Raw genomic sequence first — 25,757 nt, forward strand, 5'->3', positions numbered from 1 at the left:
CTCGCCTTGTCGCCGGCTCCGGGATCAAGCCCGGAGCGCCTTGGGATCAAGGTCAAACGGCGTATAACGTCGAACGTTATACGCCCTACGTTCGAGCGGTGGGAGGACGCGACGCCTCAGACGTGGAGCTGTTCCGGTTGTTTCTGCTCAATCGCCGGCACCGGCAGGCGGTGCGAGTCGCCGCGGCCCATCGGGAAGTATTCGAAACCATGGCGCGCCATGCGCTCCGGATCGAACAGGTTGCGGCCGTCGAAGATCACCGGAGCCTTCAGGCGGCTGGCCAGCAGGTCGAAATCCGGGGCCTTGAACTGCTGCCACTCGGTGCAGATCACCAGCGCATCGGCGCCTCCGAGGGTGGCCTCCGGGGTGCCCATCAGCGTCAGGCGCTCATCGTGGCCGTACAGGCGTTGCGCTTCGGTCATGGCCTCCGGGTCGAAGGCGCGAACCTGCGCACCGGCTTCCCAGAGCGCCTCCATCAGCGTCCGGCTGGGCGCATCGCGCATGTCGTCGGTGTTGGGCTTGAACGACAGCCCCCAGAGCGCGAAGGTACGTCCGGCCAGTTGGCCGTCGAAGTAGCGGTGGATGCGCTGGAACAGCTTGTTCTTCTGTCGCACGTTCACGGCTTCCACGGCGCGCAGCAGGTCGTTGGAGCAGTCCGCTTCCTTGGCGCTCTGGATCAGCGCTTGCACATCCTTGGGGAAGCACGAGCCACCGTAGCCGCAGCCGGGGTAGATGAAGTGGTAGCCGATACGCGGGTCGGCGCCCATGCCCTGGCGCACCGATTCGATGTCGGCGCCCATGTGCTCGGCCAGTTCGGCGATCTGGTTGATGAAGCTGATCTTGGTCGCCAGCATGCAGTTGGCGGCGTACTTGGTCAGCTCGGCGCTGCGCAGGTTCATGCTGATGATGCGGTCGTGATTGCGGTTGAATGGCTCGTAGATCTCGCGCATCACATCCATCACTTCCGGGCGCTCGCAGCCAATGACGATGCGGTCAGGCTTGCGGCAGTCGGCCAGCGCCGAGCCTTCCTTGAGAAACTCGGGGTTGGAGACGATATCGAACTCAAGCGTGCGTCCCAGGTCGTTCAGCACCTGCTGCAGGTGTGCCTTGATGCGGTCGCCGGTGCCCACCGGGACCGTGGACTTCTCGACGATGATCACCGGCTGGTGGCGGTGGCGGGCGATGCTTTCGGCCACGGCGAATACCGCGCTCAGGTCGGCCGAACCATCGGCGCTGGGCGGCGTGCCCACGGCGATGAACTGCACCCGGCCGTGGGCGGTGGCCTCGGCGACGTCGCTGGTGAAGTGCAGGCGGCCGGCTTCCAGGTTGTCCTTCACCAGCTCCGCAAGCCCCGGTTCGAAGATGCTGATCTGCCCGCGCTTGAGCTTGGCGATCTTTTCTTCGTCGATGTCCATGCACAGGACGTCATGGCCGACTTCCGCCATGACGGCGGCCTGGACGAGCCCCACATAGCCGATACCGAATACGCTGATTTTCATGCTGTGATCTCCCGCTGAGGGCTCATGACCAGTATGGGGTCATTCGAACTGTGTGATTTTGTGGCGGCGAGGGTCGCCGGATTTCATGACGTTTGTTCCGTTGCCGCGACGCGGTGCGTTGATGGTGATCACACCGGCGATGACCAGGCCGACGCCCAGCGTGCGCGCGAGGCTCAAGGGTTCGCCCAGGCCCGGTAGCCAGGCGGCGCCGAGGTACACCAGGGCATAACTCAGGCTGAGCAGCGAGTAGGCGCGGCTCAGCGGCAAATGGTTCAGGGCGATCAGCCAGCACAGCATCGACAGTGCATAGGCCAGCACCGCGCCGGCCAGCACCGCCAGGGCGGCCAGGTCGAGGCTCCCGATTGCGTCGAGCCACTGCGTCGGCGCAGGCAGGCGCGTCATGCCCCAGCGCATGCCCAGTTGTGCGCCGCTGACCAGCAGGACGCTGCCCAGGGCGAGACCGATGCCGCGTCCGACGCTCATGATTGCAGCCCCAGCAGGGCCACGCCGGCGACGATCAGACCGACGCCGCACCAGTGGCGCGCGTCGATGTGCTCGTGGAACAGCGCCCGTGCGGCAAAGGTCACCAGCACGAAGTTCAGGCTGAGCATCGGGTAGGCCAGCCCCACGTCCAGGCGTTGCAGCAGCAACAGCCAGAGCAGCAGGCCGCTGCCCAGGCAGGCGATGGCCAGCAGCAGCCAGGGGCTGAGCAACTGCTTCAGCCAGTCGAGTTCACGGCCACGCCAGCTTTCCACCGCGAGCTTCTGCGCGATCTGCCCCAGGCAGGTCAGCAGGCACACGCTGGCCAGCAGCAGGGCGATCATGGCGCCGCCTTCGGGATCAGCAGCACGACGAGGTAGTTCTGGCGGAAGCTGACGGCATCCTTCGGCATCTGCGCCAGGTCTTCCTCGTCGCTGGCGCCGTTGACCCGCAGCAGCACGCCGACGGAGCCCTTGGCGCGGGCCTGGGCGATCCAGGCCTGGGCGTCCTCCAGGGGGATGCTGCGGCCGGCGCCCTCGGGATAGCCAAGTCCGTACTTCAGCTCGCCCACGGTATTGAGCAGGTTGACGTCGCTGCGCCCGGTGCGCCAGGCCAGCGCGGTGGCCGCGCCGAGGTCGTTGCTCAGCAGGCTGTCGGCAGCGCGCAGCTCATCCAGGTGTTCGAGGACGAACTGGTCGGGCATCTTGCTGTTGACCATGTGATTGGGCATGGCCGCGGGCAGCAGGGCGACCAGTATCCACAGGGCGAACGCCGGTGCGGCCCACAGGCGGGCCGGGCGCATCAGTTGCAGTGCTCCACAGACCAGCCAGGAGATGCAGACGATGCCGACCATCAGCACGCTGGGCGTTTCGTCCAGGTAGATCGGACGGCGCAGCTGGATGACTACCAGCGCGATCAGGGCGAGCAGGCCGATCAGCAGGTTGAGCGCGCCGTTGATGCGCAGCATCCGCTGGCGGCCCTGTTGCAGGGCGTCCGTCAGGGTGTCGGCCATCAGCAGGACCAGCGGCGCGAAGCACGGCATGATGTAGGTCGGCAGCTTGCCCTTGCTCAGGCTGAAGAACAGGAACGGCATGAGGAACCAGAGCAGCAGGAAGCCCGTCCGCGGATCACGCAGGCGGCTGAAACCGTTGCGCAGCGCGGGGATCACCAGTACGGCCCAGGGCAGGGCGCTGGCGAACAGCAGCGGCACGAAGAACCAGAAGGGCCGGCTGTGCTGCGCGTCTTCGCCGGCGAAGCGGCGGATGTGCTCGTGCCAGAAGAAGAAGTTCCAGAAGTCCGGCTCGCGGGCGTGGATCATCAGCGCCCAGGGCAGGCACACCAGGACAGCCACCAGCACGGCCAGCGGACCGTAGCGCAGCAGCTCCATGAAGCGCCGGTTCAGCAGTGCGTAGGGCAGGCCGACGATCACCGGCAGGAGCAGGGCGAGGAACCCCTTGGTCATGAGGCCCATGGCGCAGGCCGCGCCAAGCAGGCTCCAGGCGGCGATGCGTCCCCGTGGCGTGGCGGCGTCGAAGGCGAACCAGAGGGCGGCGAGGCTGAGGTTCACCCAGAGGGTGAACTGCGGGTCGAGGTTGGCGTAGCCGGCCTGCCCGGCGATCAGCCCGAAGCTGGCGTACAGCAGCCCCGCAGCCCAGGTGCGCCGCGGGTCGTTCCACAGGCGCCGGGCCACCAGCAGCACCAGCAGGGTGCTGAAGGCGGTGACCAGGGCCGAGGCGAAGCGCACGCCGAACAGGTTTTCACCGAACACCGCCTGGCTCGCGGCGATCAGCCAGTAGCCGCCGGTGGGCTTCTCGAAATAGCGCAGGCCCAGCAGGTGCGGTGACACCCAGTCGCCGCTTTCCACCATGGCCTGGGCGATCTGCGCATTGCGGGTTTCGTCGGGAATCCACAGGCCGTGGAAGCACAGTGGCAACAGGATGCAGAGCACGAACGCCGCCAGCAGCGTCGGATAGGCGAGGCGCTTCATGCCTGTTGCACCCCCAACCAGCCTTCGCGGCCGGTCAGTTCGCCACGCACCAGGCGGGCGACGGGAAGGGTGGCGGGGTTGTCCGGCAGCAGCCGGCCCAGGGGTTGGAACTGGATGTCGTCCTGTCGGGCGCGCCCGAGCAACTGACGGAAAGTCTCAGCCATGAGAATCCCTTCTACCTCGGCATGGATGGTGTAGACGTTGAGCGCGTCCTTGCGGAAGCGCTGGAGGATGAAGTCGTTGAAATCGGCGCCGGACACCTGCGGCCCCACCACTTCATCAAAGGTCGGCAGGTCTACCGGGATTTGCGGCGTAGCGATGCGGCCATCGTCGAGCCGGGGGCGGAACAGCGCGGTACCCCGGCAATCGCTGTTGTAGCGGAAGCCGAAACGTTCCTTGGCCTCGACCACGCGCTCGTCGGCCCGCCAGCCCGCGGCGGCGGAGCATTCCACCGGCTGGCCGATGATGTCGGCGAGGGTGTCGACACCCTGGCGAATCTGCTCCACCAGCTGCTGCGGGCTCCAGCGCCCGGCGTTGGCCTGCCAGCCGTGATGGTCCCAGGCATGCAGGCCGATTTCATGGCCGGCCTCACTGGCGCGTCGCATCAGGTGGCCGAGGTCGCGGCCGATGGGTTTGCCCGGCCAGGCGGTGCCGGCCAGGAGAATGTCCCAGCCGTACAGCCCGGCGGCGTTGGAGCGCAGCATTTTCCAGAGGAACTGCGGGCGGATCAGGCGCCACAGGTGGCGGCCCATGTTGTCCGGGCCGACGCTGAAGAAGAAGGTCGCCTTGATACCGGCTTCGTCGAGAAGGTCCAGAAGCCGAGGCACCCCTTCACGGGTGCCTCGGTAGGTATCCACATCGATACGCAGTCCTGCCTGCATTACGCGATGCTTTTGTTTTTCAGCGGCACGGCGTGTGCTGCACCGCCTTCGCGTTCGGCGAGGGCTTCGCGCAGGAAGAAGTCCAGCGTCTTGCCGATGGTCTCGGTCAGTTCGACGGTGGGCTCCCAGTTCAGCAGGCGACGGGCGTTCTCGATGCTCGGCTTGCGGTGCGACACGTCCTGGTAGCCGTCGCCGTAGAAGCTGCGGCTTTCCACTTCGCGGAAGCCGGCGAAGGGCGGGAAGTTGTCGCGCAGCGGGTGGGCTTCGAACTGGCGCAGCAACTCCTCGCCCAGCTGGCGGATGCTGGCTTCGTTGTCCGGGTTGCCGATGTTGACGATCTGCCCGTCGCAGCGGCCGCCTTCGTTGTCGATGATGCGGGCCAGCGCTTCGATGCCGTCGTCCACGTCGGTGAAGCAGCGCTTCTGCGCGCCGCCGTCCACCAGGCGGATCGGGGTACCTTCAACGAGGTGCAGGATCAGCTGGGTGATGGCGCGGGAGCTGCCGATGCGTGCCGAATCCAGACGGTCCAGGCGCGGGCCCATCCAGTTGAACGGACGGAACAGGCTGAACTTCAGACCCTTCTGGCCGTAGGCCCAGATGACGCGGTCGAGCAGTTGCTTGGAGACCGAGTAGATCCAGCGCTGCTTGTTGATCGGGCCGACCACCAGGTTCGACTTGTCTTCGTCGAAGTTGGCGTCGGTGCACATGCCGTACACCTCCGAGGTGGAGGGGAAGATCACGCGCTTGTTGTACTTCACGCAGTAGCGGACCAGCTTGAGGTTTTCCTCGAAGTCCAGCTCGAACACGCGCAGCGGGTTGCGGGTGTACTCGATGGGGGTGGCGATGGCCACCAGCGGCAGGACCACGTCGCACTTCTTGATGTGGTACTCGATCCACTCGGTGTGGATGCTGATGTCGCCTTCGACGAAGTGGAAGTCCGGGTTGCTGCGCAGGCGCTCGATGGCGTCGGAGCCGATGTCCAGGCCGTAGACTTCGTAGTTGCCGTCGCGCAGCAGGCGCTCGGACAGGTGGTTGCCGATGAAGCCGTTGACCCCGAGGATCAGTACGCGGGTCTTGCGCTTGGCCTTGCGAGCCGCGCCGTACAGGCGCGAGCCTTCCACCAGGCCCATTTCGCGGGCCAGTTGCGGACCGGCGAGGAACAGGCCGGCGTCGCCTTGCTGGCCGGAGAGGATTTCCAGCGAGTCTTCGCCGCAGGCGATGCGCAGCGGATCGACGCTGAGCACCGAGCCGGGGGCCTGGCCGTTGTTGCCGCTGGCGACGCGGGAGCTCCAGACGATCAGCTTGCGATCGCCCACGGGGGCAAAGGCGCCGGGGTAGGGCTGGGTGACCGCGCGGACCAGGTTGTGCAGTTCGCGGGCCGGACGCTGCCAGTCGATGGCGCCGTCGGCGGGGGTGCGGCGGCCGAAGTAGCTGGCGCGGGACTCGTCCTGCGCGACTTCGCTCAGCTCGCCCTTGGAAAGCTTGGGCAGCGCTTCGTCCAGCAGTTCGCGGGAAGCCTGGCGCAGCTTGCCATGGAGGATCAGGGCGGTGTCGTCCGCGCCGATCGCCACGCGCTGCTGGGCGAGGATGGCGCCGGCGTCGGCGCGCTTGACCATGCGGTGCAGGGTGACGCCGGTCTCGGTCTCGCCGTTGACCAGCACCCAGTTCGCCGGGGCGCGGCCACGGTAGCGCGGCAGCAGCGAGCCGTGGAGGTTGAAGGCGCCTTCGGAGGCGCAGGCCAGCAGCTCTTCACCGAGCAGGTTGCGGTAATAGAACGAGAAGATGAAGCGCGGCTGCAGTTCGCGGATACGCGAGATCCACAGCGGGTGATTGACGTCTTCCGGGGCGTGCACGGGAATGCCATGGCGCGCGCAGAGTTGCGCGACGGAGCCGTAGAAACGGTTTTCCTGCGGGTCGTCGGCATGGGTGAAGACAGCGTCGATCTGGTAGCCGGCGGCGAGCAGCGCTTCGATGCCGGTGCAGCCGATGTCGTGGTAGGCGAAGACGATGGTCTGCTGGGTCATGGCTGGAGAGACTCGAGAGAAGAAGAAGGGGTGGTTGTGCGGGTTTCGAGCACGGTCCGCTGGCGGACGATGCGCTCGATGAAGAAGCGCGGGCGGGCGCGCACGTCGTTGTACATGCGGCCCAGGTACTCGCCGAGCAGGCCCATGCCCACCAGTTGCACACCGGTGAAGGTAAACAGCACGGCGAACAGCACGAAAGTGCCGTGGCCGGCCCAGGCGGCGCCGAAGATCACGCGCAGGAAGACCAGCAGCAACGCGAAGCTGAAGCCGGCCACCGCCATTGCGCCGCCCACCAGCGACAGCAGGCGCAGCGGGGTGGTGGTCATGCAGGTGACCAGATCGAACATCAGGTTGATCAGGCGCATGAAGTCGTACTTCGATTCGCCGTGCTCACGCTCGGCGTGGGCGACCATGATCTCGGTGGTGTGGCGGGCGAAGCTGTTGGCCAGGATCGGGATGAAGGTGCTGCGCTCGCGACAGGCGAGCATCGCCTTGACGATGCTGGAGCGGTAGGCGCGCAGCATGCAGCCGTAGTCGCTCATGGCGACGCCGGTGGAGCGCTGCACGGCGAGGTTGATCAGCTTCGACGGCCAGCGGCGCAGGGCCGAATCCTGGCGCTTCTGGCGCACGCTGCCGACCACGTCGTAGCCCTTGGCGGCTTCTTCCACCAGGCGCGGGATTTCTTCCGGCGGGTTCTGCAGGTCGGCGTCGAGGGTGATGATCACGTCGCCCCGGCACTCTTCGAAACCGGCCATGATCGCCGCGTGCTGGCCGTAGTTGCGGTTGAGGATCACCGCGACGACGTGGCTGCCCGGGGCCTCGGCCGCTTCCAGGAGCAGGTCGGCCGAGCCATCGCGGCTGCCGTCGTCGATCAGGATGATCTCGTAGTCGCGGCCCAGCTTGTCGCAGGCGGCGCTGGTGCGGCGCAGCAGCTCGGGCAGGCTGGCTTCTTCGTTGTACACCGGGATGACGATGGACACGAGGTTGATCGGATAGGGTTTCACGATGGCGTTACCGGGTGATGGTTTCGATGGCTTCCACGACACGGTCGAGGTCGTCGGTGGTCATGTCGGGGAACAGCGGGATGGAGCACAGGCGGGCCGAGTTCCATTCGGTGTTGGGAAGACTGACGTCGGGGAAGCGCTGGCGATAGTAGCTGTGCAGGTGGCTGCCGATAAAGTGGATGCCGGTGCCGATGCCGCGCTGCTGCAGGGCCTGCATGAAACCATCGCGGTCGATGCCGCAGCGTTCGGCGTCGATGCGCAGGATGTACAGGTGCCAGGCGTGGTGCTGCGGATAGTCCGGCAGGGCCAGGGGTTCCACCGGCAGGCCGGCCAGGCGTTCCTGGTAGGCCGCCGCCAGTTCGGCGCGGCGCGCGTTGATCGCTTCCAGGCGACCGAGCTGGACCAGGGCAATGGCGGCGTTGATGTCGGAGAGGTTGTACTTGAAGCCGGGCTCGATCACCTGGGCCTGCGGCTTGCGGCCGTGGGTCAGGCGGTCGTAGGCGTCCACGCCCAGGCCGTGGAACTTGAGCATGCGCACGCGATCGGCCAGGGCATCGTCGTCGGTGACGAACATGGCGCCCTCGGCGCAGGTCATGTTCTTGATCGCATGGAAGGAGAAGATCGCGGTGCCGGTCTGGCCGACCGGGCGGCCACGGTAGCGGGTGCCGGCGGCGTGGGCGGCGTCCTCGATCACGGCGATGCCATGGCGCTGCGCCAGCGCGTTGATCGGGTCCATGTCGGCGGCGGCGCCGGCGTAGTGCACCGGGATGATGGCGCGGGTGCGCGGCGTGATCGCGGCTTCGATGCGCGCGGCGTCGGTCATCAGGGTGTCGCGGTCGACGTCGACGAACACCGGGGTGGCGCCCAGCAGGCAGATCATGTTGGCGGTGGACACCCAGGTCTGCGACGGGGTGATTACTTCGTCGCCCGGGCCGATGCCCAGCGCGAGCAGCGCGATGTGCATGCCGCCGGTGGCCGACGCCAGTGCCACGGCGTGCTTGCAGCCGATGGATTGGGCGAAGCGCTGTTCCAGTTCCTGGTTCCGCGGGCCGGTGGTGATCCAGCCCGAACGCAGCACCTCATTGACCGCCCGGATCTCCTCGTCGCCGATGCTGGGGCGGGAGAAGGGGAGGAAGTTCATGTCCATGTTATGAGTCCTGATGGGCCTGGGCCGCGCTACTTGAGTGTAGGAAAGGTAGCCGGGGATACGTTAAGAACCCGTTAAGTGCTTGTGGTGAAACTGTAATCGGGCTCGCCGGGAGGATCGCATAGCCTATCCGAGCCAAGGCGGGGAAATGCTGGGAGCATTCTGAAAACGACATCTGAATGTCGGTAATCGCTGTTGAACACTTGTTCATTCCTGACGTATGTTGGCCTCACGTTCTGACAGACAACAATTCCAATACCTGTCAGGCATTCCGTCATTCGGATGAGGTTCTCGCATGCGTTATTCGTCGCTCGTGGACAGGATGGTCGGACCCGGCGTTGCCGCCTGGGACATTCATTACGCGGCCATCGCCGCCCAGCGCGAAGGCCGGGATGTGATCGTCCTGAGCGTTGGCGATCCAGACTTCGCCACGCCGGACTTCATCACCGAGGCCGCCGTCACCTCGCTGCGCGCTGGCGACACCCACTACAGCGACGTGGCCGGGCGCCCGGAGCTGCGCCAGGCCATCGCCGCCCTGCACGAACGACGATGCGGCCAGGCGGTGACGGCCGAGAACGTCATCGTCGTCGCCGGCGCGCAGAACGGCCTCTTCGCCGCTGCCATGTGCCTGCTGGAGCCGGGCGATGAGGTGATCGTCTTCGACCCGGTCTACGTCACCTACGAGGCCACCCTGAAGTCCACCGGCGCCGTGCTGGTGCCGGTGCCGACCCGTGCAGGCAACGGCTTCCGCCCCGAAGCCGGCGATCTGGCCGCCGCCATTACCCCGCGTACCAAGGCGATCTTCTTCGCCAACCCGAACAACCCCACCGGCGTCGTGCTCAACCGCGAGGAGCTGCTGGCCATCGCCGAGCTGGCCCGCGCCCACGATCTCTGGGTGGTGGTCGACGAGGTCTACGAGGGCCTGACCTTCGAGCGCGAGCACCAGAGTTTCGCCGCCCTGCCGGGCATGGCCGAGCGCACCCTGAGCATCGGCAGCCTGTCGAAGTCCCACGCCATGACCGGCTGGCGCACAGGCTGGGTCGTGGCCAACCCGACGCTGGTCGGGCACCTGGAAAACCTCGCGCTGAACATGTTCTACGGCCTGCCGGGCTTCGTTCAGGAAGCCGCGCGGGTGGCCGTCGAGCGGCACGACGAGGTGGTGTCGTCGATGCGCGAGATCTATCGCCGTCGCCGCGATCTGGTGGTCGCCGCGTTGAGCGATTGCCCTCGGGTGAGGGTGCTCAAGCCCGAGGCCGGCATGTTCGTCCTGGTGGACGTGCGCGACACCGGGCTGAGTTCGCTGGACTTCTCCTGGCAGCTGTTCCACGCCACCGGCGTTTCGGTGCTGGACGCGGCGGCTTTCGGCCCGCAGGCGGAAGGTTTCGTGCGGCTGTCCTTTGGCCTGAGCGACGAGAGCATGGCCGAGGCTTGTGCGCGGATCATCCGGTTTGTCGAATCCCTTCCGGCGAATGCAAAGTCTGCCCCTGTAGGAGCGAGCTTGCTCGCGAACGCCCTTGATGTTCCCGGTGCAGAGGCGGGTTCGCGAGCAAGCTCGCCCCTACAAGAGCCGCAGCAGCCTGCTGGCAAGCCGGTTATCGAAGTCCGTGATATCCACAAGCGCTTCGGCGACTTCGAAGTGCTCAAGGGCGTGTCGCTGTCGGCCCGCGAGGGCGGGGTGATCTCGCTGATCGGCGCCAGCGGCTCGGGCAAGAGCACCCTGCTGCGCTGCATCAACATGCTGGAGATTCCCAACCAGGGCACGGTCACCGTCAACGGCGAGACCATCGGCCTGACCCAGAACCGCCAGGGCGAGCCGATGGTGGCCGACCAGAAGCAGCTGACCCGCATCCGCTCGCAGCTGGGCATGGTGTTCCAGAACTTCAACCTGTGGCCGCACCGCACCGTGCTGGAGAACCTGATCGAGGCGCCGACCTTCGTCCTCCACGAGAGCAAGGCCGAGGCCCGCGAGCGCGCTGAGGCCCTGCTGGAGCGCGTCGGCCTGGCGGAGAAGCGCCACACCTATCCGGCCTTCCTGTCCGGTGGCCAGCAGCAGCGGGTGGCGATTGCCCGCGCGCTGGCGGTTCGGCCGAAGGTCATGCTGTTCGACGAGCCGACCTCGGCGCTGGACCCGGAACTGGTGGGCGAAGTGCTGCGGGTGATCCGTTCGTTGGCCGAGGAGGGGCGGACCATGATCCTGGTCACCCACGAGATGGCCTTCGCTCGCGATGTTTCCAGCCACGTGGCGTTCCTCCACAAGGGGCTGATCGAAGAAGAAGGCACGCCTGAGGAAGTCTTCTCGCGGCCGCGCAGCGAGCGCTGCCGGCAGTTCGTCAACGCGCACCAGAATCGCTGACCGATGCCGCGCAGTCGGCGCATCGATAAGCGTGACCCATAACAATCGAAAACAAGGCAGGGGATCACGATGAACAAGAAAGGTCTGTGCAACTGGGTGGTGGGTGCAACGATGCTCATGGCCGGCGCGGTAAGCGCGCAGGCCGAGACGATTCGTTTCGCCCTGGCCGCCGAACCCTATCCGCCCTTCTCGCAGAAGCAGCCTGACGGCAGTTGGGTCGGCTTCGAGCCGGACCTGATCCACAAGGTCTGTGCCGAGATGAAAGCCACCTGCGAGATCGACGAAGTGGCCTGGGACGGCATCATCCCGGCGCTGCTGGCGAAGAAGATCGACGTGATCTTCAACTCCCTGTCGATCACCGAGGAGCGCGAGAAGCAGATCGCCTTCAGCCGCCCCTATTACGACACCCCGGTCGCCGTGGCCGCGCCCCAGGCCGCGGACCTGCAGATCAGCCCCGAGGGCCTGAAGGGCAAGACCATCGGCGTGCAGATCTCCACGGTCAGCTCCAACTACCTGAAGAAGTACTACGAGAAGATCGCCGACGTGCGCTACTACGACACCCAGGACTCGGTGAATGCCGACCTGGTGGCCGGGCGCATCGACCTGATGATGGCCGACGGCATCGCCGTGGCGTCCTTCGTCAAGTCGCCGGATGCCCAGGCTGCCGGCATCGTCAACAAGGGTGAAGTGAAGTACGACCCGCTGTTCGGTCGTGGCGTCGGCGCTGGCATGCGCAAGGACGACACCGCGCTGAAGGCGAAGATGGACGAAGCCATCGGCAAGCTGCTCGCCAGCGACGATTACAAGGCGCTATCGGACAAGTACTTCGGCATGAGCGTCGCACCCAAGCAGTAACGCCGTTGCACGCCTGCGCGCCGGCTTCCCCGGTGCGCGGGCACGCGAGTCAGCTCCTGTCGTGGAGAGTGCCATGCAAAGTATCTTCGACCTGATCGGCTTTGGCCCCACCGGCTGGGGCCCGGCCCTGCTCAAGGGGCTGCTGGTCACCCTGCAGATTTCCGTCGGCGCCTTCCTGGTCGGCCTGCTGATCGGCCTGGCCGCGGCCAGCGCCAAGATCGGCGGACCCCGGCCGCTGGCGATGCTCGCGCGCAGCTACACCACGCTGTGCCGGGCGGTGCCGGAGCTGCTGCTGATCCTGCTGTTGTTCTACGTCGGCTCCATGGGGCTGAACCAGTTCTTCGCCTGGCTCGGCTACGGCGAGGTAAAGCTCAACGGCATGATGGTGGCCATCGTCGTGCTCGGCCTGGTGCAGGGCGCCTACGCCTCGGAGATCTTCCGTGGCGCGATCCAGGCGATCCCCTACGGGCAGATCGAGGCTGCGCGGGCCTACGGCATGCACGGCTTCGGCCTGTTCCGCCGCGTGACCCTGCCGATCATGGCGCCCAACGCGCTGGCCGGCATGGCCAACCTCTGGGTCAACCTGATCAAGGACAGCGCGTTGATCAGCGTGGTGGGCACCAACGAGTTGCTCTACACCGCCAAGCAGGCCGCAGGCTCCACCCGGCACTACCTGACCTTCTACCTCACCGCGGCGGCGCTCTACTACGTGCTCACCGTGCTTTCCAACCTGTTCGCAGGCTACCTGGAGCGGCGCTTCCGCCGCTGGATTCCGGCGGTTTGAACGAGGCACGGCGATGAACGAACACTGGCTATTCGTCTACGGCACCCTGCTGCTCAAGGGGCTGGGCACCACCCTAGTTATCCTGCTGATTTCCGCCATCCTGGGCTTCGCGCTGGCACTGGGCGTGGCGCTGGCGCGGATGTCGCGCAACTTCCTGATCGCGCGCCTGGCGCTGGCGTACACCAGCGTGATCCGCGGCACACCGCTGCTGGTGCAGATCTACATCTTCTACTACGGCCTGGGCAGCCTGTTCGCGCAGTTCCCGCTGATCCGCGGCAGCTTCCTCTGGCCCTACCTGCGCGATGGCTTCTGGTACATCGTCATCGCACTTGTCCTCTCGGTGGGCGCCTATGTCGGCGAGGTGGTGCGCGGCGGTCTGAAGGCCGTGCCGCGTGGCGAGCTGGAGGCTGCTTCGGCATTCGGCATGAACCACACGCTGGTGCTCTACCGCGTCTGGCTGCCACGGGCGATCCGCCTGCTGTTGCCGACCCTGGCGGGGGAGAGCGTGATGCTGCTCAAGTCCACCGCGCTGGCCTCGACCATCGCTGTGGTCGACCTGCTCGGCGCGGCCAACGTGGTGCGCGCGCAGACCTTCAACGTCTATGAGCCCTTGCTGCTGGTGGCGGCGATCTACATCTGTCTGACCTTCATCATCGAGGCTGGTTTCGCCGTGCTGGAACGCAGCACGCCGATTCGCGGCGAGGCGCAGGGCAGGACTCAGCGTTCCTGGCTGGGCAAGCGGCGACCGCGTACGGCGGTTTGATTGTGGATTTATGGCTCGCATTACGATCTCGCGAGCTAGAGCTGGATTAGGCGGGGGGCTCGAGGAGCGGAGTTTACGCCAGTAAATGAGCATCTGAGAGCGCCGCCCAACGACATCCAGCCGACGCGCAGCAGATCGTCAGGAGTAGGCGCCGCGACGTAGCCCCTCTACCCAGCAACGGCTGAGCTCCAGACCGTCCGCGGCACTGAAGGTCGCGGGGTTCAGACACCATTCCAGCCAGAGCCCATCGAGCATCGCGGAGAGGCCGATGGCGGCCAGGCGCGGACGCGCAACGCTGAAGCCCTCGGCAGCAGCGAGGTCGCTGATGAGTTTTTCCAGGATGGTGAGGTAGCTCTGGTAGCCGCGCTCGTGGGCGTCGTTCACCGGCGGCGAGTGTCGGATCAGGCTCCAGAACACCACCCAGGGGCTGAGCAGGTCGGGGTCCAGGACCTGGGGCGAGAAGGAGCCAGTGAGGAAGGCTTCCATGCGTGCGGCGGGGTCGTCGCCAGCGGCATCGACCTGCTCGTAGAGTGCCTGGGTGACTTCGCCGGCGAGGGTTTCGTAGGCCTGGGCGACCAGGGCGTCGATGCTGCCGAAGTGGTGGTTCACCAGGCCGACGGCGACGCCAGCTTCCTTGGCGATGCGGCGCACCGAGATGCCCGCGTGGCCGTCGGCGACCAGGCACTTGAGGCAGGCGCGCACCAGGTGGTCGCGACGCTCCTCGGAGGTGGCGCGCTGGGCTTTCTGGCGGGGCATATCCAAGGGGGCCGTCCGGGTCAGCGAATGAATGGCTCCGATACTAGGGGGCGCCGAAGAAGATTTCCATGGGCGATTCGGACAGAGGAGAGGACATATGATCGAGGACGTTTCCTTCAGCGTACCCGGGGATTCCGGTGCCGAGCTGCGCGTGCTTGCCTGGCGTATCGACGGTGGCAAACCGGGACCGAAGGTGCACCTGCAGGCAGGCGTGCATGCCGATGAAATCGCCGGGATGCTGGTGCTCCACGAACTGCTGCCGCGCCTGCGCGAGGCGGCACAGAACGGCGCGCTGAACGGCAGCGTGACGGTAGTGCCGCAGGCTAATCCCATCGGCATCGGGCAGTTCCGCCAGGGGCGCATCCTCGGTCGTCATCACGATGCCAGCGCACGCAATTTCAATCGTGGCTTCCCGGCTTCGGCGGCCGCCCGCGGTACCCTGGATAACCTCTCGCTGTGGCAGAAGCACCTGGCTGAACTGGCTGCTCCGGCGGACATCGTGCTCGACCTGCACACCGACGACGAGGCGCTGCAGTACGTCTACCTGCACGAGTGTTTCTGGCCGGCCGGCCGGGACCTCGCCGCGGCGCTGCGCGCAGAGCTGGCAATCATCTGGGAGGGCGACAGCGATGGTGCGTTCGAGGAGGTGGTGATCGCGCCCTGGCTCGCCGAGCAGCGCTTCGACGGGCGTCTGGTAGCCACGGTCGAGCTGCGCGGGCAGGGCGATGTCAGCGATGCGCTGGCGCGGCAGGATGCGGACGGCATCTACCGCTTCCTCGGCGCGCGCGGCGTGGTGACGGACGCCGAGCCGGTGCCGGAATGGAAAGGCGTCGCCACGCCCATCGGCTTCATGGAAACCGTGTTCGCCCCGGCCGCCGGCGTGCTGGTGTTCGAGCGCGAACTGGGCGAGCGCATCGAGGCCGGCGAACGATTCGGCCGTATCGTCGCCCGGCCTGGTGATGCGAGCAGCGAGCATATCCTGCGCGCGCCGCAGAGTGGCATCCTCGCGACCCGCTACCGCGATCGCCTGATCCCCCAGGGCGCCATCGCAGCCAAGCTCACCGGCAGCGCACCTTCGAGCACCTGGAGCTCCGGCGCGCTCGATCCGTAATCGAGGCGTAGGGCGTATAACGCTCCGCGTTATACGCCGATTGACCTTGGTTCCGAGTTCGCTCGGGGTCGACCATGGCGTTGGATTCGTGGCAGGTCGAACCACGGGATATGTGTCGAGATGGGTGCATCGACGTACAACCGCGAACGGTTGTACGCCCTACGGGATAGTGCAGCGCTCCCAGTGGGAGCGCCCTGTGGGCGCGATCGCGGACATACAGGGCGCAAACGAAAACGCCCGCACAAGGCGGGCGTTTTCATGGAAGCGAACTCAGTGGTGTTCGCGGGTGGCGCGGAAGGTGATGTCCGGCCAGCGCTCTTCCATCAGGCTCAGGTTGACGCGGGTCGGGGCCAGGTAGGTGAGGTGGCCGCCGCCGTCCACAGAGAGGTTCTCCATGGCCTTGTCCTTGAACTCCTTGAGCTTCTTCTCGTCCTTGCACTCGATCCAGCGCGCCGACCAGACGTTGATCGCCTCGTAGGCGCACTCGACCTTGTATTCCTCCTTCAGGCGGCTGGCGACGACGTCGAACTGCAGCACGCCGACGGCGCCGAGGATGATGTCGTTGTTGCGCTCGGGGAAGAACACCTGGGTGGCGCCTTCCTCGGCCAGTTCCTGCAGACCCTGGCGCAGCTGCTTGGATTTCAGCGGGTCCTTCAGGCGCACGCGGCGGAACAGTTCCGGGGCGAAGTGCGGGATGCCGGTGAAACCCAGCGCCTCGCCTTCGGTGAAAGTGTCGCCGATCTGGATGGTGCCGTGGTTATGCAGGCCGATGATGTCGCCGGCGAAGGCCTCTTCCAGCTGCTCACGCTCGCTGGAGAAGAAGGTCAGGGCGTCGGCGATCTTCACGTCCTTGCCCAGGCGCACGTGGCGCATCTTCATGCCCTTCTCGTACTTGCCCGAGCAGATGCGCATGAAGGCGATGCGGTCGCGGTGCTTGGGGTCCATGTTCGCCTGGATCTTGAACACGAAGCCGGAGAACTTCTCTTCGGTCGGTGCGACGGTGCGCTCGTGGGCGCCACGCTCCAGCGGTTGCGGAGCCCAATCGACGATGCAGTCGAGCACCTGGTCGACACCGAAGTTGCCCAGCGCGGTACCGAAGAACACCGGGGTCATCTCGCCGTTGAGGAAGGCTTGCTTGTCGAACTCGTGGCAGGCGCCCTGCACCAGTTCCAGTTCTTCGAGGAAGTTCTCGTAGAGGTCGCCCAGGTGTGCGCGGGCTTCGTCCGAGTCCAGCTTGTCGATGATCTTCGTCTCGATGCGCTCGTGGCCGTGGCCCGGCACGTAGACGATGATCTTGTCCTGGGCGAGGTGGTACACGCCCTTGAAGTCCTTGTAGCAGCCGATCGGCCAGGTGATGGGCGCGGCCTTGATCTTGAGGACGGCTTCGATCTCGTCGAGCAGCTCGATGGGGTCGCGGATGTCGCGGTCGAGCTTGTTGATGAAGCTGACGATGGGCGTGTCGCGCAGGCGGCAGACTTCCATCAGGGCGATGGTGCGCGGCTCTACACCCTTACCGCCGTCGAGGACCATCAGCGCCGAGTCCACCGCGGTCAGGGTGCGGTAGGTGTCTTCGGAGAAGTCTTCGTGGCCGGGGGTGTCGAGCAGGTTGATCATGTGCTCGCGGTAGGGGAACTGCATCACCGAGGTGGTGATGGAGATGCCGCGCTGCTTTTCCATCTCCATCCAGTCGGAGGTGGCGTGGCGGTCGGATTTACGCGACTTCACGGTACCGGCGACGGCGATCGCCTTGCCCATCAGCAGGAGCTTTTCGGTAATGGTGGTCTTACCGGCGTCGGGGTGGGAGATGATCGCGAACGTGCGGCGTTTGGCGACTTCGGCGGCCTGGAGGGTCATGGATGCGTGCCTGGCTGGAATCGATGATGGGCCCGGATCGGCCCAAAAGCGCGGGATTATAACGGGAAATGACCGGCCGATCAGCGCCACCGGGCACCCGGTGGTTGGCGTGCCCTCCTGGCGGTCACTCCAGAAAGGTGGATCGGCAGTCGAATCCGGGGATTCCGGCGGCGCTATCGACTCGTCCGCCATCACCTCTTTATCCGGGCTGAAAACGGTCCGTCGGCGGCGCCTGTCATTCCCCTGAAACCCGCGCCTGTGCAGCATTTCATGACGTTTTGTTAAGGATTTGAAACGAAACGCCGGATCGCGACAAAGGGTTATGAAAAAGCGGCAATTTTTGATTGATCTGTGGTGCCTGTGGTCCTAAAGTTCGCGCCCGAACGCTCATGCTGGAAACGATCCATCCGGCTCAAGTACTGACGACGAGAGGTTGCCGGCCCGGCGACTCCGCCGCCCCGACAGGGGCAGGGAGCCCTGGAGAACTGGAACCGGTGATACTCGGCGACATGCCTTGGGAAGTAGGCGAACCAAAGTGGGGAAACTGATCAGGCGTTCGTGGCTCGAAAGTTAAGGGCCATCCCTCTTTTCAATTGCGTGTTTTGCCATTTGGAGTCCCAACCATGTCCATCAAGGTCGAGGATTACTTCGCCCCGGAAACCTTCCAGCGCATGAAGGCGTTTGCCGACAAGCAGGAAACCCCCTTCGTCGTCATCGACAAGAAAACCATTGCCGATGCCTACGACCAGCTGACCGACTGCTTCCCCTTCGCCAAGATCTACTACGCGGTGAAGGCCAACCCGGCCACCGAGATCACCGAGCTGCTGCGCGACAAGGGTTCGAACTTCGACATCGCCTCGATCTACGAGCTGGACAAGGTGATGAAGACCGGCGTGGGCCCGGAGCGCATCAGCTACGGCAACACCATCAAGAAAGCCCGCGACATTCGCTACTTCTACGAGAAGGGCGTGCGCCTGTTCGCCACCGACTCCGAAGCCGACCTGCGCAACATCGCCAAGGCCGCCCCGGGCGCCAAGGTCTACGTGCGCATCCTCACCGAGGGTTCCACCTCCGCCGACTGGCCGCTGTCGCGCAAGTTCGGCTGCCAGACCGACATGGCCATGGACCTGCTGGTGCTGGCCCGCGACCTGGGCCTGGTGCCCTACGGCGTGTCCTTCCACGTCGGCTCGCAGCAGCGTGACATCGGCGTGTGGGACGCGGCCATCGCCAAGGTGAAGGTCATCTTCGAGCGCCTGAAGGAAGAAGACGGCATTACGCTTCAGATGATCAACATGGGCGGCGGCTTCCCGGCCAACTACATCGCCAAGACCAACAGCCTGGAAACCTACGCCGAAGAGATCATCCGCTTCCTCAAGGAAGACTTCGGCGACGAGCTGCCGGAAATCATCCTGGAGCCGGGCCGTTCGCTGATCGCCAACGCCGGCATCCTGGTCAGCGAAGTGGTGCTGGTGGCGCGCAAGTCGCGCACCGCCGTGGAGCGCTGGGTGTTCACCGACGTCGGCAAGTTCTCCGGCCTGATCGAAACCATGGACGAGTCCATCAAGTTCCCGATCCACGTGGAGAAGCAGGGCGAGCTGGAAGAGGTGGTGATCGCCGGTCCGACCTGCGACAGCGCCGACATCATGTACGAGCACTACAAGTACGGCCTGCCGCTCAACCTGGCCGCCGGCGACCGCCTGTACTGGCTGTCCACCGGCGCCTACACCACCAGCTACAGCGCGGTGGAATTCAACGGCTTCCCGCCGCTGAAGGCGTTCTACTTGTAAGCTTCAGGCTCGAATGAAAAAGCCCCGCGATGCGGGGCTTTTTCGTATCTGGCGTTTGCATTTCGTAGGAGCGAGCTTGCTCGCGAATGGATTCCGCTGCGTGCCTCTGTTCGCGAGCAAGGACTGGGCGTCCCCCTCGGTCCTACAAGAGGCCGCACCCGACAGTTTCCGTAGGAGCGTCTGATGGCTCCTGTGTCTTTTGGGCTCCCGCGTTCGCGGGAGTGACGGTGTTATGCGCCATACTCCGCACACGTCATCCTCGCGAACGCGGGACGCGGCTTCATCGCGAACAGCGCTTGCGCTGGCCCGAAGGGGTATCACCCAGAAAGCATCGTAGGAGCAACTGTCTTCTTCTGGATAATCTGTGCCGACACTTCCCCTCACCCCGGCCCTCTCCCTGAGGGAGAGGGGGCAGACCGTGCCGGCTGACACTACTACTTCATCCTGCGCCGAACGGTCCCCTCTCCCCCTGGGAGAGGGTTAGGGTGAGGGCCGTCCCGTGTGCAGATGTATCTCCTACGAAAGACCATCGCACCGAGAAATGAAAACGCCCCGCAATGCGGGGCGTTTTCATGGTCAGGACCGACTCAACCCTTGTTGGGCTGCTCAGCCGGAGTCTGCGCGGTGTCCGGCGACTTGGAGTCCTTGACGATCTCCTGCTGCGGCGCGGCCTGGGTCGGCGGCAGCTTGTCGAACTCGTGCAGGCCGTCCTTCTTGTAGGGGTCGCCGATCCAGCGCGGGGCCACGGCGAACTGCTCGCTGACCAGGCTCTTGACCGGCTCGAAGCGGTCGTAGCTCAGGCCGGCAAGATCCGACAGGGTATGGATCAGGTGCGAGCTGCTGTACGGACGGCTGGCGGCCGCCTGCAGGTCGCGCGGGTGCGCGGCCTGCCAGCTGGGCGAGGTCCAGACCATGAACGGGATGGTGTACATCGGCCGGGTCGGGGCGCCTTCGTTGCGGCCCAGACGGTCATGGTTGCCCGAGCTGTAGACATCCTCGCCGTGGTCGGAGAGGTACAGCAGGAAGCCGTTCGGATCGGTCGCGGCGTAGCGCTTGATCAGGCTGGAGATCACGAAGTCGTTGTACAGCACCGCGTTGTCATAGAAGTTGTAGGTTTCCACCTGGTCGTCGGACAGCGCCGAGGGCACGCCCTGGCGGTCCTTGAACTGGGCGTACTGCTCCGGATAGCGGTAGCGGTAGTCCATGTGCGTGCCGAGCAGGTGGATGACGATGAACTTCTTCTGCGCCGGGTCCTGCAGGGCCTTCTCGAAGGGTTCGAGCACCACGCCGTCGTACTGGCTGGCGTTCTGGTTGCGCTGGTTGTTCAGGTAGAACTGCGCATCCGTCTGCTGCGAGAAGGTGGTGAGCATGGTGTTGCGCTTGGTCATCGTCTGCTGGTTGGTGATCCAGAAGGTCTTGTAGCCTGCCTGTTTCATCAGATTGATCAGCGACGGATCGGTGAGGAACTTGTCGGGGTTCTGCTCGTCACCGAAGGTGAGGATCTGCTGCATCACCTCGATGGTGTAGGGACGCGGCGAGACCACGTTCTGGAACACCGTCAGGTTGTGGCCCTCGGCCGCCGCCAGTGCGTCGAGGTTCGGGGTGGTTTCGCGCGGGTAACCGTACAGGTGCATGTGCTCGCGGGTGGTGGACTCGCCCAGCACCAGCACCAGGGTGCGCGGCGCTTCGCCGCTGCTGTCCTTGAGGTTCTGCAGGGGTGGCAGGGAGGCGTTCTGCTCCAGCAGCTTCTGCATGTTGTCCAGTTGCTGGCGGTACTGGGCATAGCCCACGACCAGTTGCCAGGGCACGGCCGGTTCCATGCGCTGCTGCACCTTTTCCAGCGCCTCGGCGAAGCTGCGCTCCTGGGTGACCATCTGCTTGTAGAAGGGGTAGAGCAGGTTCATCACCACCAGCAGCACGGCCACCGGAATGCGGGTGTAGAGCGGCAGGGTGACCGGGCGGATGCGCCGCCACAGCAGCACCGCGACCACGCTGTAGACCAGCAGCGCCAGGCACAGCCAGAGGCTGAAGTACTGGCTGAAGTATTCGCCGGCTTCGGCGGTGTTCGATTCGAACATGACGAAGATGACGCTCTGCGAGAACTCCTGGCGGTAGATGCCGAAGTAGCTCAGGCCCACCAGCGAGGCGCCCCACAGCACCAGGCCGATGACCGCGGAAATCCCACGGGTGAAGCGCGGCAGCAGTAGCACCGGGGCGAGCCACAGGCTGCTGAGGAAGAAGGCGTCACGGAAGCCGGCGAAGCCGGTGGTGCCGCTGAGCAGGATCAGCAGTTGGGTGACGCCGGAGAAGTACCAGAAGAACAGGAGCAGCCAGCCCAGGCCGGCCCAGTCGACGCCTTTACGGGCAGAAGGGGAAATAGGGGTAGACACACACGCCTCGTCGATTCGGGATAGAAAGCTGCAATCCCGCAGCCGAAAAAGCCGGAGAGGTTAACAGGAGTGACGTGAAGAATGCGTCAAGTTGCAACGATCCTATGCTAGACGCAGCGATTTCATACGCCTTCTGTCAGATTCATCGCCCAGTTCGGCGGCGCGCTGGCAATAGGCGTAAGCCAGCTGGCGCAGGGCCTCCTGGGGGGAGCGGGCCAGTTGCTCGCGGGCGATCCGGAGGAAGTTCAGGTTGCCACCCTGCAACGCACGCTCCAGCCAGGGCAGGGCACCGTCCAGGTCGCCGGCCTCGGCCAGCACCGTGGCATGGCTGAACTGGCCACGGAAGTCACCGGCCTCGGCGGAGCGCCGGTACCAGCGATGGGCGGCCCCGGTATCGCGAGGAACCACCAGGCCTTCCTCGTAGAAGCGGCCGACCAGGTTCATCGACTTGGCGTGCCCCATCTCCGCCGCCCGGCGGTACAGCGCCAGGGCATGGGCCTCGTCGCGTTCGACACCGCGCCCGGTGGCCAGCAGGTTGGCCAGGTTGTACAGCGCCCAGTCCAGGTCCGCCTTGGCGGCAATGGCGTAGTGGCTGGCGGCTGAGGCGGGATCGGCGGCGCCGCCCCAGCCGTGCTCCAGGCAGCGGCCGAGCATGTTACGCGCCATGGCATGGCCGCGTTCGGCGGCTATGCCGAACCAGGTCCTGGCCAGCGTCGGGTCGCTCTCGATGCCATGGCCGTCGAGGAGGATCTGGCCGAGCAGCGCCTGGGCTTCCAGTTCGCCGTCGCGGGCGGCGGCGAGGATCAGCCGGGCGGCCTGGCGCGGGTTCTGGCCGTCGAGCTCGTCAACGGCGATTTCTTCGGTGCGACGCAGGACGAAGCTCATGGGTGGTCAGACATCCACCCAGCGGCGCAGCAGGTTGTGGTAGGTACCGGTCAGCTCGACCAGCGCGGGGTGCTCGGGCACGTCGCGGGTCAGCGCCTGGATCGACTGGTCCATCTGGAACAGCAGGGCGCGCTGGCTGTCCTCGCGCACCAGGCTCTGGGTCCAGAAGAAGGAAGCGATGCGCGCGCCACGGGTCACCGGGTTGACCTTGTGCAGGCTGGTGGCGGGGTAGAGCACCAGATCGCCGGCCGGTAGCTTGACCTGCTGGGTGCCGTAGGTGTCCTGGATCACCAGTTCGCCGCCGTCGTAATCCTCGGGGTCGCTGAAGAACAGGGTCGAGGAGACGTCGGTACGCACGCGCTCGCGGCCGCCATGGACGTCGCGCACGGCGTTGTCGATGTGGAAATCGAAGGAGCCGCCGCCGGTATAGCAGTTGAACAGCGGCGGGAAGACCTTGTGCGGCAGCGCGGCGGACTGGAACAGCGGGTTGCTCCACAGGCGTTGCAGCAGGGCTTCGCCGATCTCGCGGGCCAGCGGGTGGTCCTGCGGCAGTTGCAGGTTGTGCTTGGCGCGGGCCGACTGGTACCCGGCGGTGGCTTTGCCGTCGCCCCACTCGGCCTGTTCCAGGGCGGCGCGGATACGCGCCACTTCCTCGCGGGTGAAGATGCCGGGAATGTGCAACAGCATGGGACTGTTCCGTCGGTGCCTGAGAAGCTGTCAATGATAATGATTTGCAACACTGAGCGACAACCATCACTCTTTGTCGTCGGCCAGTCACAAAGTGTAAATCTTGTAAATCAGTTGCGTATGATAATTCCTAGTAATTGATATAAATTCTTAATTGCACTAGATTGCGCGGCCTTCATGAGCCCCTGGGGAGGGATTCGCAATGTCGCGCCAATCGTCCGATCTCGCCGGCAACACGCCGCGCCTCTTGGCATCCGCCGTCGGTGTCGCCATCACCGCCATGTCCGGCAGCCACCTGGCCCATGCCGCCGAATCCTCGGAAAAGAAACCGAGCCAGGACGTATTGTCCCTGGACGCCGATACCGTCGTCGGCACCCAGCAGGACCCGACGACCTACAACGTCGAGAAGTCCGCGTCGAAGAAATACACCGCCCCGCTGCTGGATACGCCGCGCTCGGTGACCGTGGTGCCGCAGCAGGTGATCAAGGACACCGGCGCGCTTACCCTGCAGGATGCCCTGCGTACGGTGCCGGGCATCACCTTCGGCGCGGGCGAGGGCGGCAACCCGACCGGCGACCGTCCGTTCATTCGTGGCTTCGACGCGCAGAGCGACACCTATGTCGACGGCGTACGCGACACCGGCGCGCAATCCCGTGAAGTGTTCAACCTGGAACAGATCGAAGTCAGCAAGGGCCCGAACTCGGCCTTCGGCGGCCGTGGCTCGGCCGGTGGCAGCCTGAACCTGATCAGCAAGCAGGCCAAGGCCGGCAACTTCACCGACGGCAGCTTCACCTACGGTTCCGACCAGACCCGCCGCTACACCCTGGACACCAACCAGGAGTTCCTCGACGGCAACGCCGCCTTCCGCCTGAACCTGATGACCCACGACCAGAACGTCGCCGGTCGCCAGGCGGTGGACGCCAGCCGCTGGGGTATCGCGCCCTCGCTGAGCTTCGGCCTAAACGGCCCGACCCGCCTCACCGTCAGCCACTACCACCTGGAAAGCGACGACACCCCTGATTCGGGCATCCCGTACGCCAAGAGCGCCGACCGCAGCAAGCACAACCCCGACAAGCCAGTGAACGTCGACCGCGACAACTACTACGGCCTGGAAGACCGCGACTTCTCCAAGAGCCGCGTGGACACCAGCACCATCACCTTCGAGCACGACTTCAACGACAACCTGAGCCTGCGCAACACCACCCGGTACGGCACCAGCCACCAGGACTACATCATGACGCAGCCCGACGACAGCCAGGGCAACGTCAACAACGGCACCGTGTGGCGGCGCAACAACAACCGCATCAGCACCACCACCACGGCGACCAACCAGACCGACCTGTTCGGCGAGTTCTACCTGGCCGGCTTCAAGAACAGCTTCACCACCGGTCTCGAGTTCTCCCGCGAAGACAGCAAGCGCGATGGCTACACGGTCGACACCAACACCGGCCTGAACACCAACAAGTGCCGTCCGGGAATCGTCGGCGCGCCCAGCGGTTACAACTGCACCAGCCTGGAAAACCCCAATCCGCACGATCCGTGGAATGGCAGCATCACCCGCAACTACAAGCCGATGAACACCGTGGGCACCACTCAGGCCATCTACGGCTTCGACACCCTCGACCTGAACGAGCAGTGGCAGATCAACTTCGGCGCGCGCTTCGACAGCTTCCAGACCACCGCGAAGAACCACGGCGTATCGCCCACCACCAAGTTCGAAGACAACTCCAATTTCTGGAACTGGCAGGCTGGCGTGGTCTACAAGCCGGCGCCCAACGGCAGCATCTACGCGTCCTACGCCACCTCGGCGACGCCGCCGGGCGCCATGCTGGACAACGGCAACACCTCCAACGCGGTGGACGCCTTCTCGGTGAAGAACAACCTGGAGCCGGAAGAAACCACCAACTACGAGATCGGCACCAAGTGGAACTTCCTGGATGAGCGCCTGGAGCTGACCGGCGCGATCTTCCGCACCGACAAGGACAACGCCAAGATCCTGGTGGCGCCGCAGACCTACGACAACGCCGGCCAGTCCCGCGTCGACGGCCTGGAGCTGACCGCCAGCGGCAAGCTGACCGACAAGTGGAAGGTCTTCGCAGGCTACAGCTACCTCGACAGCGAACTGGTGAAAGCCGGCAAGACTGGCCGCAACGGCAACATCACCGCCAACGTGCCGTCCAACGATGGCAACGAAATGCCCAACACGCCGAAGAACAGCTTCAGCCTGTGGACCACCTACGACGTCCTGCCCAACGCCACCCTCGGCGGCGGCACCTTCTACGTCGACAAGGTGTATGGCGACGTGGCCAACACCATGTACGTCCCGGACTACTGGCGCTACGACGCGATGGCCGCCTACAAGCTGAGCAAGAACGTCGACTTCCAGCTCAACGTGCAGAACGTCTTCGACAAGAAGTACTTCGACAAGGCCTATGCCTCGCACTACGCGACCCAGGCGGCGGGCCGCACCGTGCTGCTGTCTACGAACTTCCATTTCTAAGGCTCGCCTG

General features: G+C 65.2%; 20 protein-coding genes. 7 read left to right on the forward strand and 13 right to left on the reverse strand.

From position 1 onward, the window contains the following. Positions 1 to 116: 116 nt before the first annotated feature. The 8 genes from ACNFBT_RS18510 to arnB are packed head-to-tail and all read right to left on the reverse strand — an operon-like array spanning position 117 to position 9,022. Complete coding sequence (locus ACNFBT_RS18510; RefSeq protein WP_416751787.1) at positions 117 to 1,499, reverse strand: UDP-glucose dehydrogenase family protein; 1,383 nt, start codon at positions 1,497 to 1,499, stop codon at positions 117 to 119. Positions 1,500 to 1,538: 39 nt separating this feature from the next. After that, complete coding sequence (gene arnF, locus ACNFBT_RS18515) at positions 1,539 to 1,982, reverse strand: 4-amino-4-deoxy-L-arabinose-phosphoundecaprenol flippase subunit ArnF (RefSeq protein ID WP_416751789.1); 444 nt, start codon at positions 1,980 to 1,982, stop codon at positions 1,539 to 1,541. After that, positions 1,979 to 2,323 carry a 4-amino-4-deoxy-L-arabinose-phosphoundecaprenol flippase subunit ArnE gene (gene arnE / locus ACNFBT_RS18520; RefSeq protein WP_416751791.1) on the reverse strand — a complete coding sequence of 115 codons (345 nt, stop codon included), beginning with the start codon at positions 2,321 to 2,323 and terminating at the stop codon, positions 1,979 to 1,981. Before arnE ends, arnF begins: the two co-directional genes overlap by 4 nt. Continuing rightward, a complete protein-coding gene (gene arnT, locus ACNFBT_RS18525; RefSeq protein WP_416751793.1) occupies positions 2,320 to 3,966 on the reverse strand; it encodes a lipid IV(A) 4-amino-4-deoxy-L-arabinosyltransferase in 1,647 nt (548 codons plus the stop codon). The genes arnE and arnT overlap by 4 nt, the downstream gene beginning before the upstream one ends. Continuing rightward, entirely contained in the window at positions 3,963 to 4,847 is an 885-nt protein-coding gene (arnD, locus tag ACNFBT_RS18530; RefSeq protein ID WP_416751794.1) for a 4-deoxy-4-formamido-L-arabinose-phosphoundecaprenol deformylase, read from the reverse strand. Before arnD ends, arnT begins: the two co-directional genes overlap by 4 nt. Continuing rightward, entirely contained in the window at positions 4,847 to 6,871 is a 2,025-nt protein-coding gene (gene arnA / locus ACNFBT_RS18535) for a bifunctional UDP-4-amino-4-deoxy-L-arabinose formyltransferase/UDP-glucuronic acid oxidase ArnA (RefSeq protein ID WP_416751796.1), read from the reverse strand. The genes arnD and arnA overlap by 1 nt, the downstream gene beginning before the upstream one ends. Further along, on the reverse strand, positions 6,868 to 7,875 hold the full coding sequence (gene arnC / locus ACNFBT_RS18540) for an undecaprenyl-phosphate 4-deoxy-4-formamido-L-arabinose transferase (protein WP_416751798.1): 1,008 nt from the start codon (positions 7,873 to 7,875) through the stop codon (positions 6,868 to 6,870). The genes arnA and arnC overlap by 4 nt, the downstream gene beginning before the upstream one ends. Before the next feature lie 7 nt (positions 7,876 to 7,882). Then, positions 7,883 to 9,022 carry a UDP-4-amino-4-deoxy-L-arabinose aminotransferase gene (gene arnB, locus ACNFBT_RS18545; protein ID WP_416751799.1) on the reverse strand — a complete coding sequence of 380 codons (1,140 nt, stop codon included), beginning with the start codon at positions 9,020 to 9,022 and terminating at the stop codon, positions 7,883 to 7,885. Positions 9,023 to 9,317: 295 nt separating this feature from the next. Here arnB and ACNFBT_RS18550 point away from each other — a divergent pair, with 295 nt between their 5' ends. From ACNFBT_RS18550 to ACNFBT_RS18565, 4 genes are all read left to right on the forward strand, one after another. Further along, positions 9,318 to 11,375 carry an aminotransferase class I/II-fold pyridoxal phosphate-dependent enzyme gene (locus tag ACNFBT_RS18550; RefSeq protein ID WP_416751801.1) on the forward strand — a complete coding sequence of 686 codons (2,058 nt, stop codon included), beginning with the start codon at positions 9,318 to 9,320 and terminating at the stop codon, positions 11,373 to 11,375. A gap of 69 nt (positions 11,376 to 11,444) precedes the next feature. Then, entirely contained in the window at positions 11,445 to 12,230 is a 786-nt protein-coding gene (locus ACNFBT_RS18555) for a transporter substrate-binding domain-containing protein (RefSeq protein WP_416751803.1), read from the forward strand. A gap of 73 nt (positions 12,231 to 12,303) precedes the next feature. Then, the gene (locus ACNFBT_RS18560) at positions 12,304 to 13,014 is read left to right on the forward strand and encodes an ABC transporter permease (protein WP_416751805.1); all 711 of its coding nucleotides are present in this window, start codon (positions 12,304 to 12,306) and stop codon (positions 13,012 to 13,014) included. A 13-nt stretch (positions 13,015 to 13,027) separates the two neighbouring features. Further along, positions 13,028 to 13,777, forward strand: coding sequence for an ABC transporter permease (locus ACNFBT_RS18565; RefSeq protein WP_416751807.1), 750 nt, complete (start codon positions 13,028 to 13,030; stop codon positions 13,775 to 13,777). A gap of 138 nt (positions 13,778 to 13,915) precedes the next feature. On the opposite strand, the gene ACNFBT_RS18570 is transcribed toward ACNFBT_RS18565, so the two are convergent. Then, positions 13,916 to 14,539 (reverse strand): TetR/AcrR family transcriptional regulator, encoded by a 624-nt coding sequence (locus ACNFBT_RS18570; protein ID WP_416751809.1) that lies wholly within the window; start codon positions 14,537 to 14,539, stop codon positions 13,916 to 13,918. Between the two features lie 91 nt (positions 14,540 to 14,630). On the opposite strand from ACNFBT_RS18570, the gene ACNFBT_RS18575 reads away from it, so the two are divergent. Further along, the gene (locus ACNFBT_RS18575) at positions 14,631 to 15,644 is read left to right on the forward strand and encodes a succinylglutamate desuccinylase/aspartoacylase domain-containing protein (protein ID WP_416751811.1); all 1,014 of its coding nucleotides are present in this window, start codon (positions 14,631 to 14,633) and stop codon (positions 15,642 to 15,644) included. 270 nt (positions 15,645 to 15,914) lie between these two features. On the opposite strand, the gene ACNFBT_RS18580 is transcribed toward ACNFBT_RS18575, so the two are convergent. Continuing rightward, entirely contained in the window at positions 15,915 to 17,498 is a 1,584-nt protein-coding gene (locus tag ACNFBT_RS18580; RefSeq protein WP_416751813.1) for a peptide chain release factor 3, read from the reverse strand. 623 nt (positions 17,499 to 18,121) lie between these two features. On the opposite strand from ACNFBT_RS18580, the gene ACNFBT_RS18585 reads away from it, so the two are divergent. Continuing rightward, positions 18,122 to 19,285 carry a type III PLP-dependent enzyme gene (locus ACNFBT_RS18585; protein ID WP_416751815.1) on the forward strand — a complete coding sequence of 388 codons (1,164 nt, stop codon included), beginning with the start codon at positions 18,122 to 18,124 and terminating at the stop codon, positions 19,283 to 19,285. Positions 19,286 to 19,872: 587 nt separating this feature from the next. Here the strand turns inward: ACNFBT_RS18585 and ACNFBT_RS18590 are convergent. The 3 genes from ACNFBT_RS18590 to ACNFBT_RS18600 form a co-directional block, all read right to left on the reverse strand. Continuing rightward, the gene (locus ACNFBT_RS18590) at positions 19,873 to 21,675 is read right to left on the reverse strand and encodes a phosphoethanolamine transferase CptA (protein ID WP_416751817.1); all 1,803 of its coding nucleotides are present in this window, start codon (positions 21,673 to 21,675) and stop codon (positions 19,873 to 19,875) included. Positions 21,676 to 21,777: 102 nt separating this feature from the next. Continuing rightward, positions 21,778 to 22,560: a tetratricopeptide repeat protein gene (locus ACNFBT_RS18595; RefSeq protein WP_416751819.1), complete on the reverse strand. Its 783-nt coding sequence runs from the start codon at positions 22,558 to 22,560 to the stop codon at positions 21,778 to 21,780. A 6-nt stretch (positions 22,561 to 22,566) separates the two neighbouring features. Next, positions 22,567 to 23,247, reverse strand: a complete 681-nt coding sequence (locus ACNFBT_RS18600; RefSeq protein ID WP_416751821.1) for a Fe2+-dependent dioxygenase — start codon at positions 23,245 to 23,247, stop codon at positions 22,567 to 22,569. Positions 23,248 to 23,449: 202 nt separating this feature from the next. Here ACNFBT_RS18600 and ACNFBT_RS18605 point away from each other — a divergent pair, with 202 nt between their 5' ends. Further along, entirely contained in the window at positions 23,450 to 25,747 is a 2,298-nt protein-coding gene (locus ACNFBT_RS18605; RefSeq protein WP_416751823.1) for a TonB-dependent receptor, read from the forward strand. The last annotated feature ends 10 nt before the right edge of the window (positions 25,748 to 25,757 follow it).

The sequence above is a fragment of the Pseudomonas sp. NY15181 genome (assembly GCF_048068055.1).
GTDB lineage: Bacteria > Pseudomonadota > Gammaproteobacteria > Pseudomonadales > Pseudomonadaceae > Pseudomonas.

Excerpts from the sequence above, each read along its gene's own strand:
- ACNFBT_RS18555 (WP_416751803.1), top strand. The coding sequence starts at position 11,445 with ATGAACAAGAAAGGTCTGTGCAACTGGGTGGTGGGTGCAACGATGCTC.
- arnF (WP_416751789.1), bottom strand. The coding sequence starts at position 1,982 with ATGAGCGTCGGACGCGGCATCGGTCTCGCCCTGGGCAGCGTCCTGCTG.
- ACNFBT_RS18560 (WP_416751805.1), top strand. The coding sequence starts at position 12,304 with ATGCAAAGTATCTTCGACCTGATCGGCTTTGGCCCCACCGGCTGGGGC.
- ACNFBT_RS18605 (WP_416751823.1), top strand. The coding sequence starts at position 23,450 with ATGTCGCGCCAATCGTCCGATCTCGCCGGCAACACGCCGCGCCTCTTG.
- ACNFBT_RS18510 (WP_416751787.1), bottom strand. The coding sequence starts at position 1,499 with ATGAAAATCAGCGTATTCGGTATCGGCTATGTGGGGCTCGTCCAGGCC.
- ACNFBT_RS18565 (WP_416751807.1), top strand. The coding sequence starts at position 13,028 with ATGAACGAACACTGGCTATTCGTCTACGGCACCCTGCTGCTCAAGGGG.
- arnE (WP_416751791.1), bottom strand. The coding sequence starts at position 2,323 with ATGATCGCCCTGCTGCTGGCCAGCGTGTGCCTGCTGACCTGCCTGGGG.
- ACNFBT_RS18595 (WP_416751819.1), bottom strand. The coding sequence starts at position 22,560 with ATGAGCTTCGTCCTGCGTCGCACCGAAGAAATCGCCGTTGACGAGCTC.
- arnA (WP_416751796.1), bottom strand. The coding sequence starts at position 6,871 with ATGACCCAGCAGACCATCGTCTTCGCCTACCACGACATCGGCTGCACC.
- ACNFBT_RS18580 (WP_416751813.1), bottom strand. The coding sequence starts at position 17,498 with ATGACCCTCCAGGCCGCCGAAGTCGCCAAACGCCGCACGTTCGCGATC.
- arnB (WP_416751799.1), bottom strand. The coding sequence starts at position 9,022 with ATGGACATGAACTTCCTCCCCTTCTCCCGCCCCAGCATCGGCGACGAG.
- ACNFBT_RS18550 (WP_416751801.1), top strand. The coding sequence starts at position 9,318 with ATGCGTTATTCGTCGCTCGTGGACAGGATGGTCGGACCCGGCGTTGCC.
- arnT (WP_416751793.1), bottom strand. The coding sequence starts at position 3,966 with ATGAAGCGCCTCGCCTATCCGACGCTGCTGGCGGCGTTCGTGCTCTGC.
- ACNFBT_RS18600 (WP_416751821.1), bottom strand. The coding sequence starts at position 23,247 with ATGCTGTTGCACATTCCCGGCATCTTCACCCGCGAGGAAGTGGCGCGT.
- ACNFBT_RS18585 (WP_416751815.1), top strand. The coding sequence starts at position 18,122 with ATGTCCATCAAGGTCGAGGATTACTTCGCCCCGGAAACCTTCCAGCGC.
- ACNFBT_RS18575 (WP_416751811.1), top strand. The coding sequence starts at position 14,631 with ATGATCGAGGACGTTTCCTTCAGCGTACCCGGGGATTCCGGTGCCGAG.
- arnD (WP_416751794.1), bottom strand. The coding sequence starts at position 4,847 with ATGCAGGCAGGACTGCGTATCGATGTGGATACCTACCGAGGCACCCGT.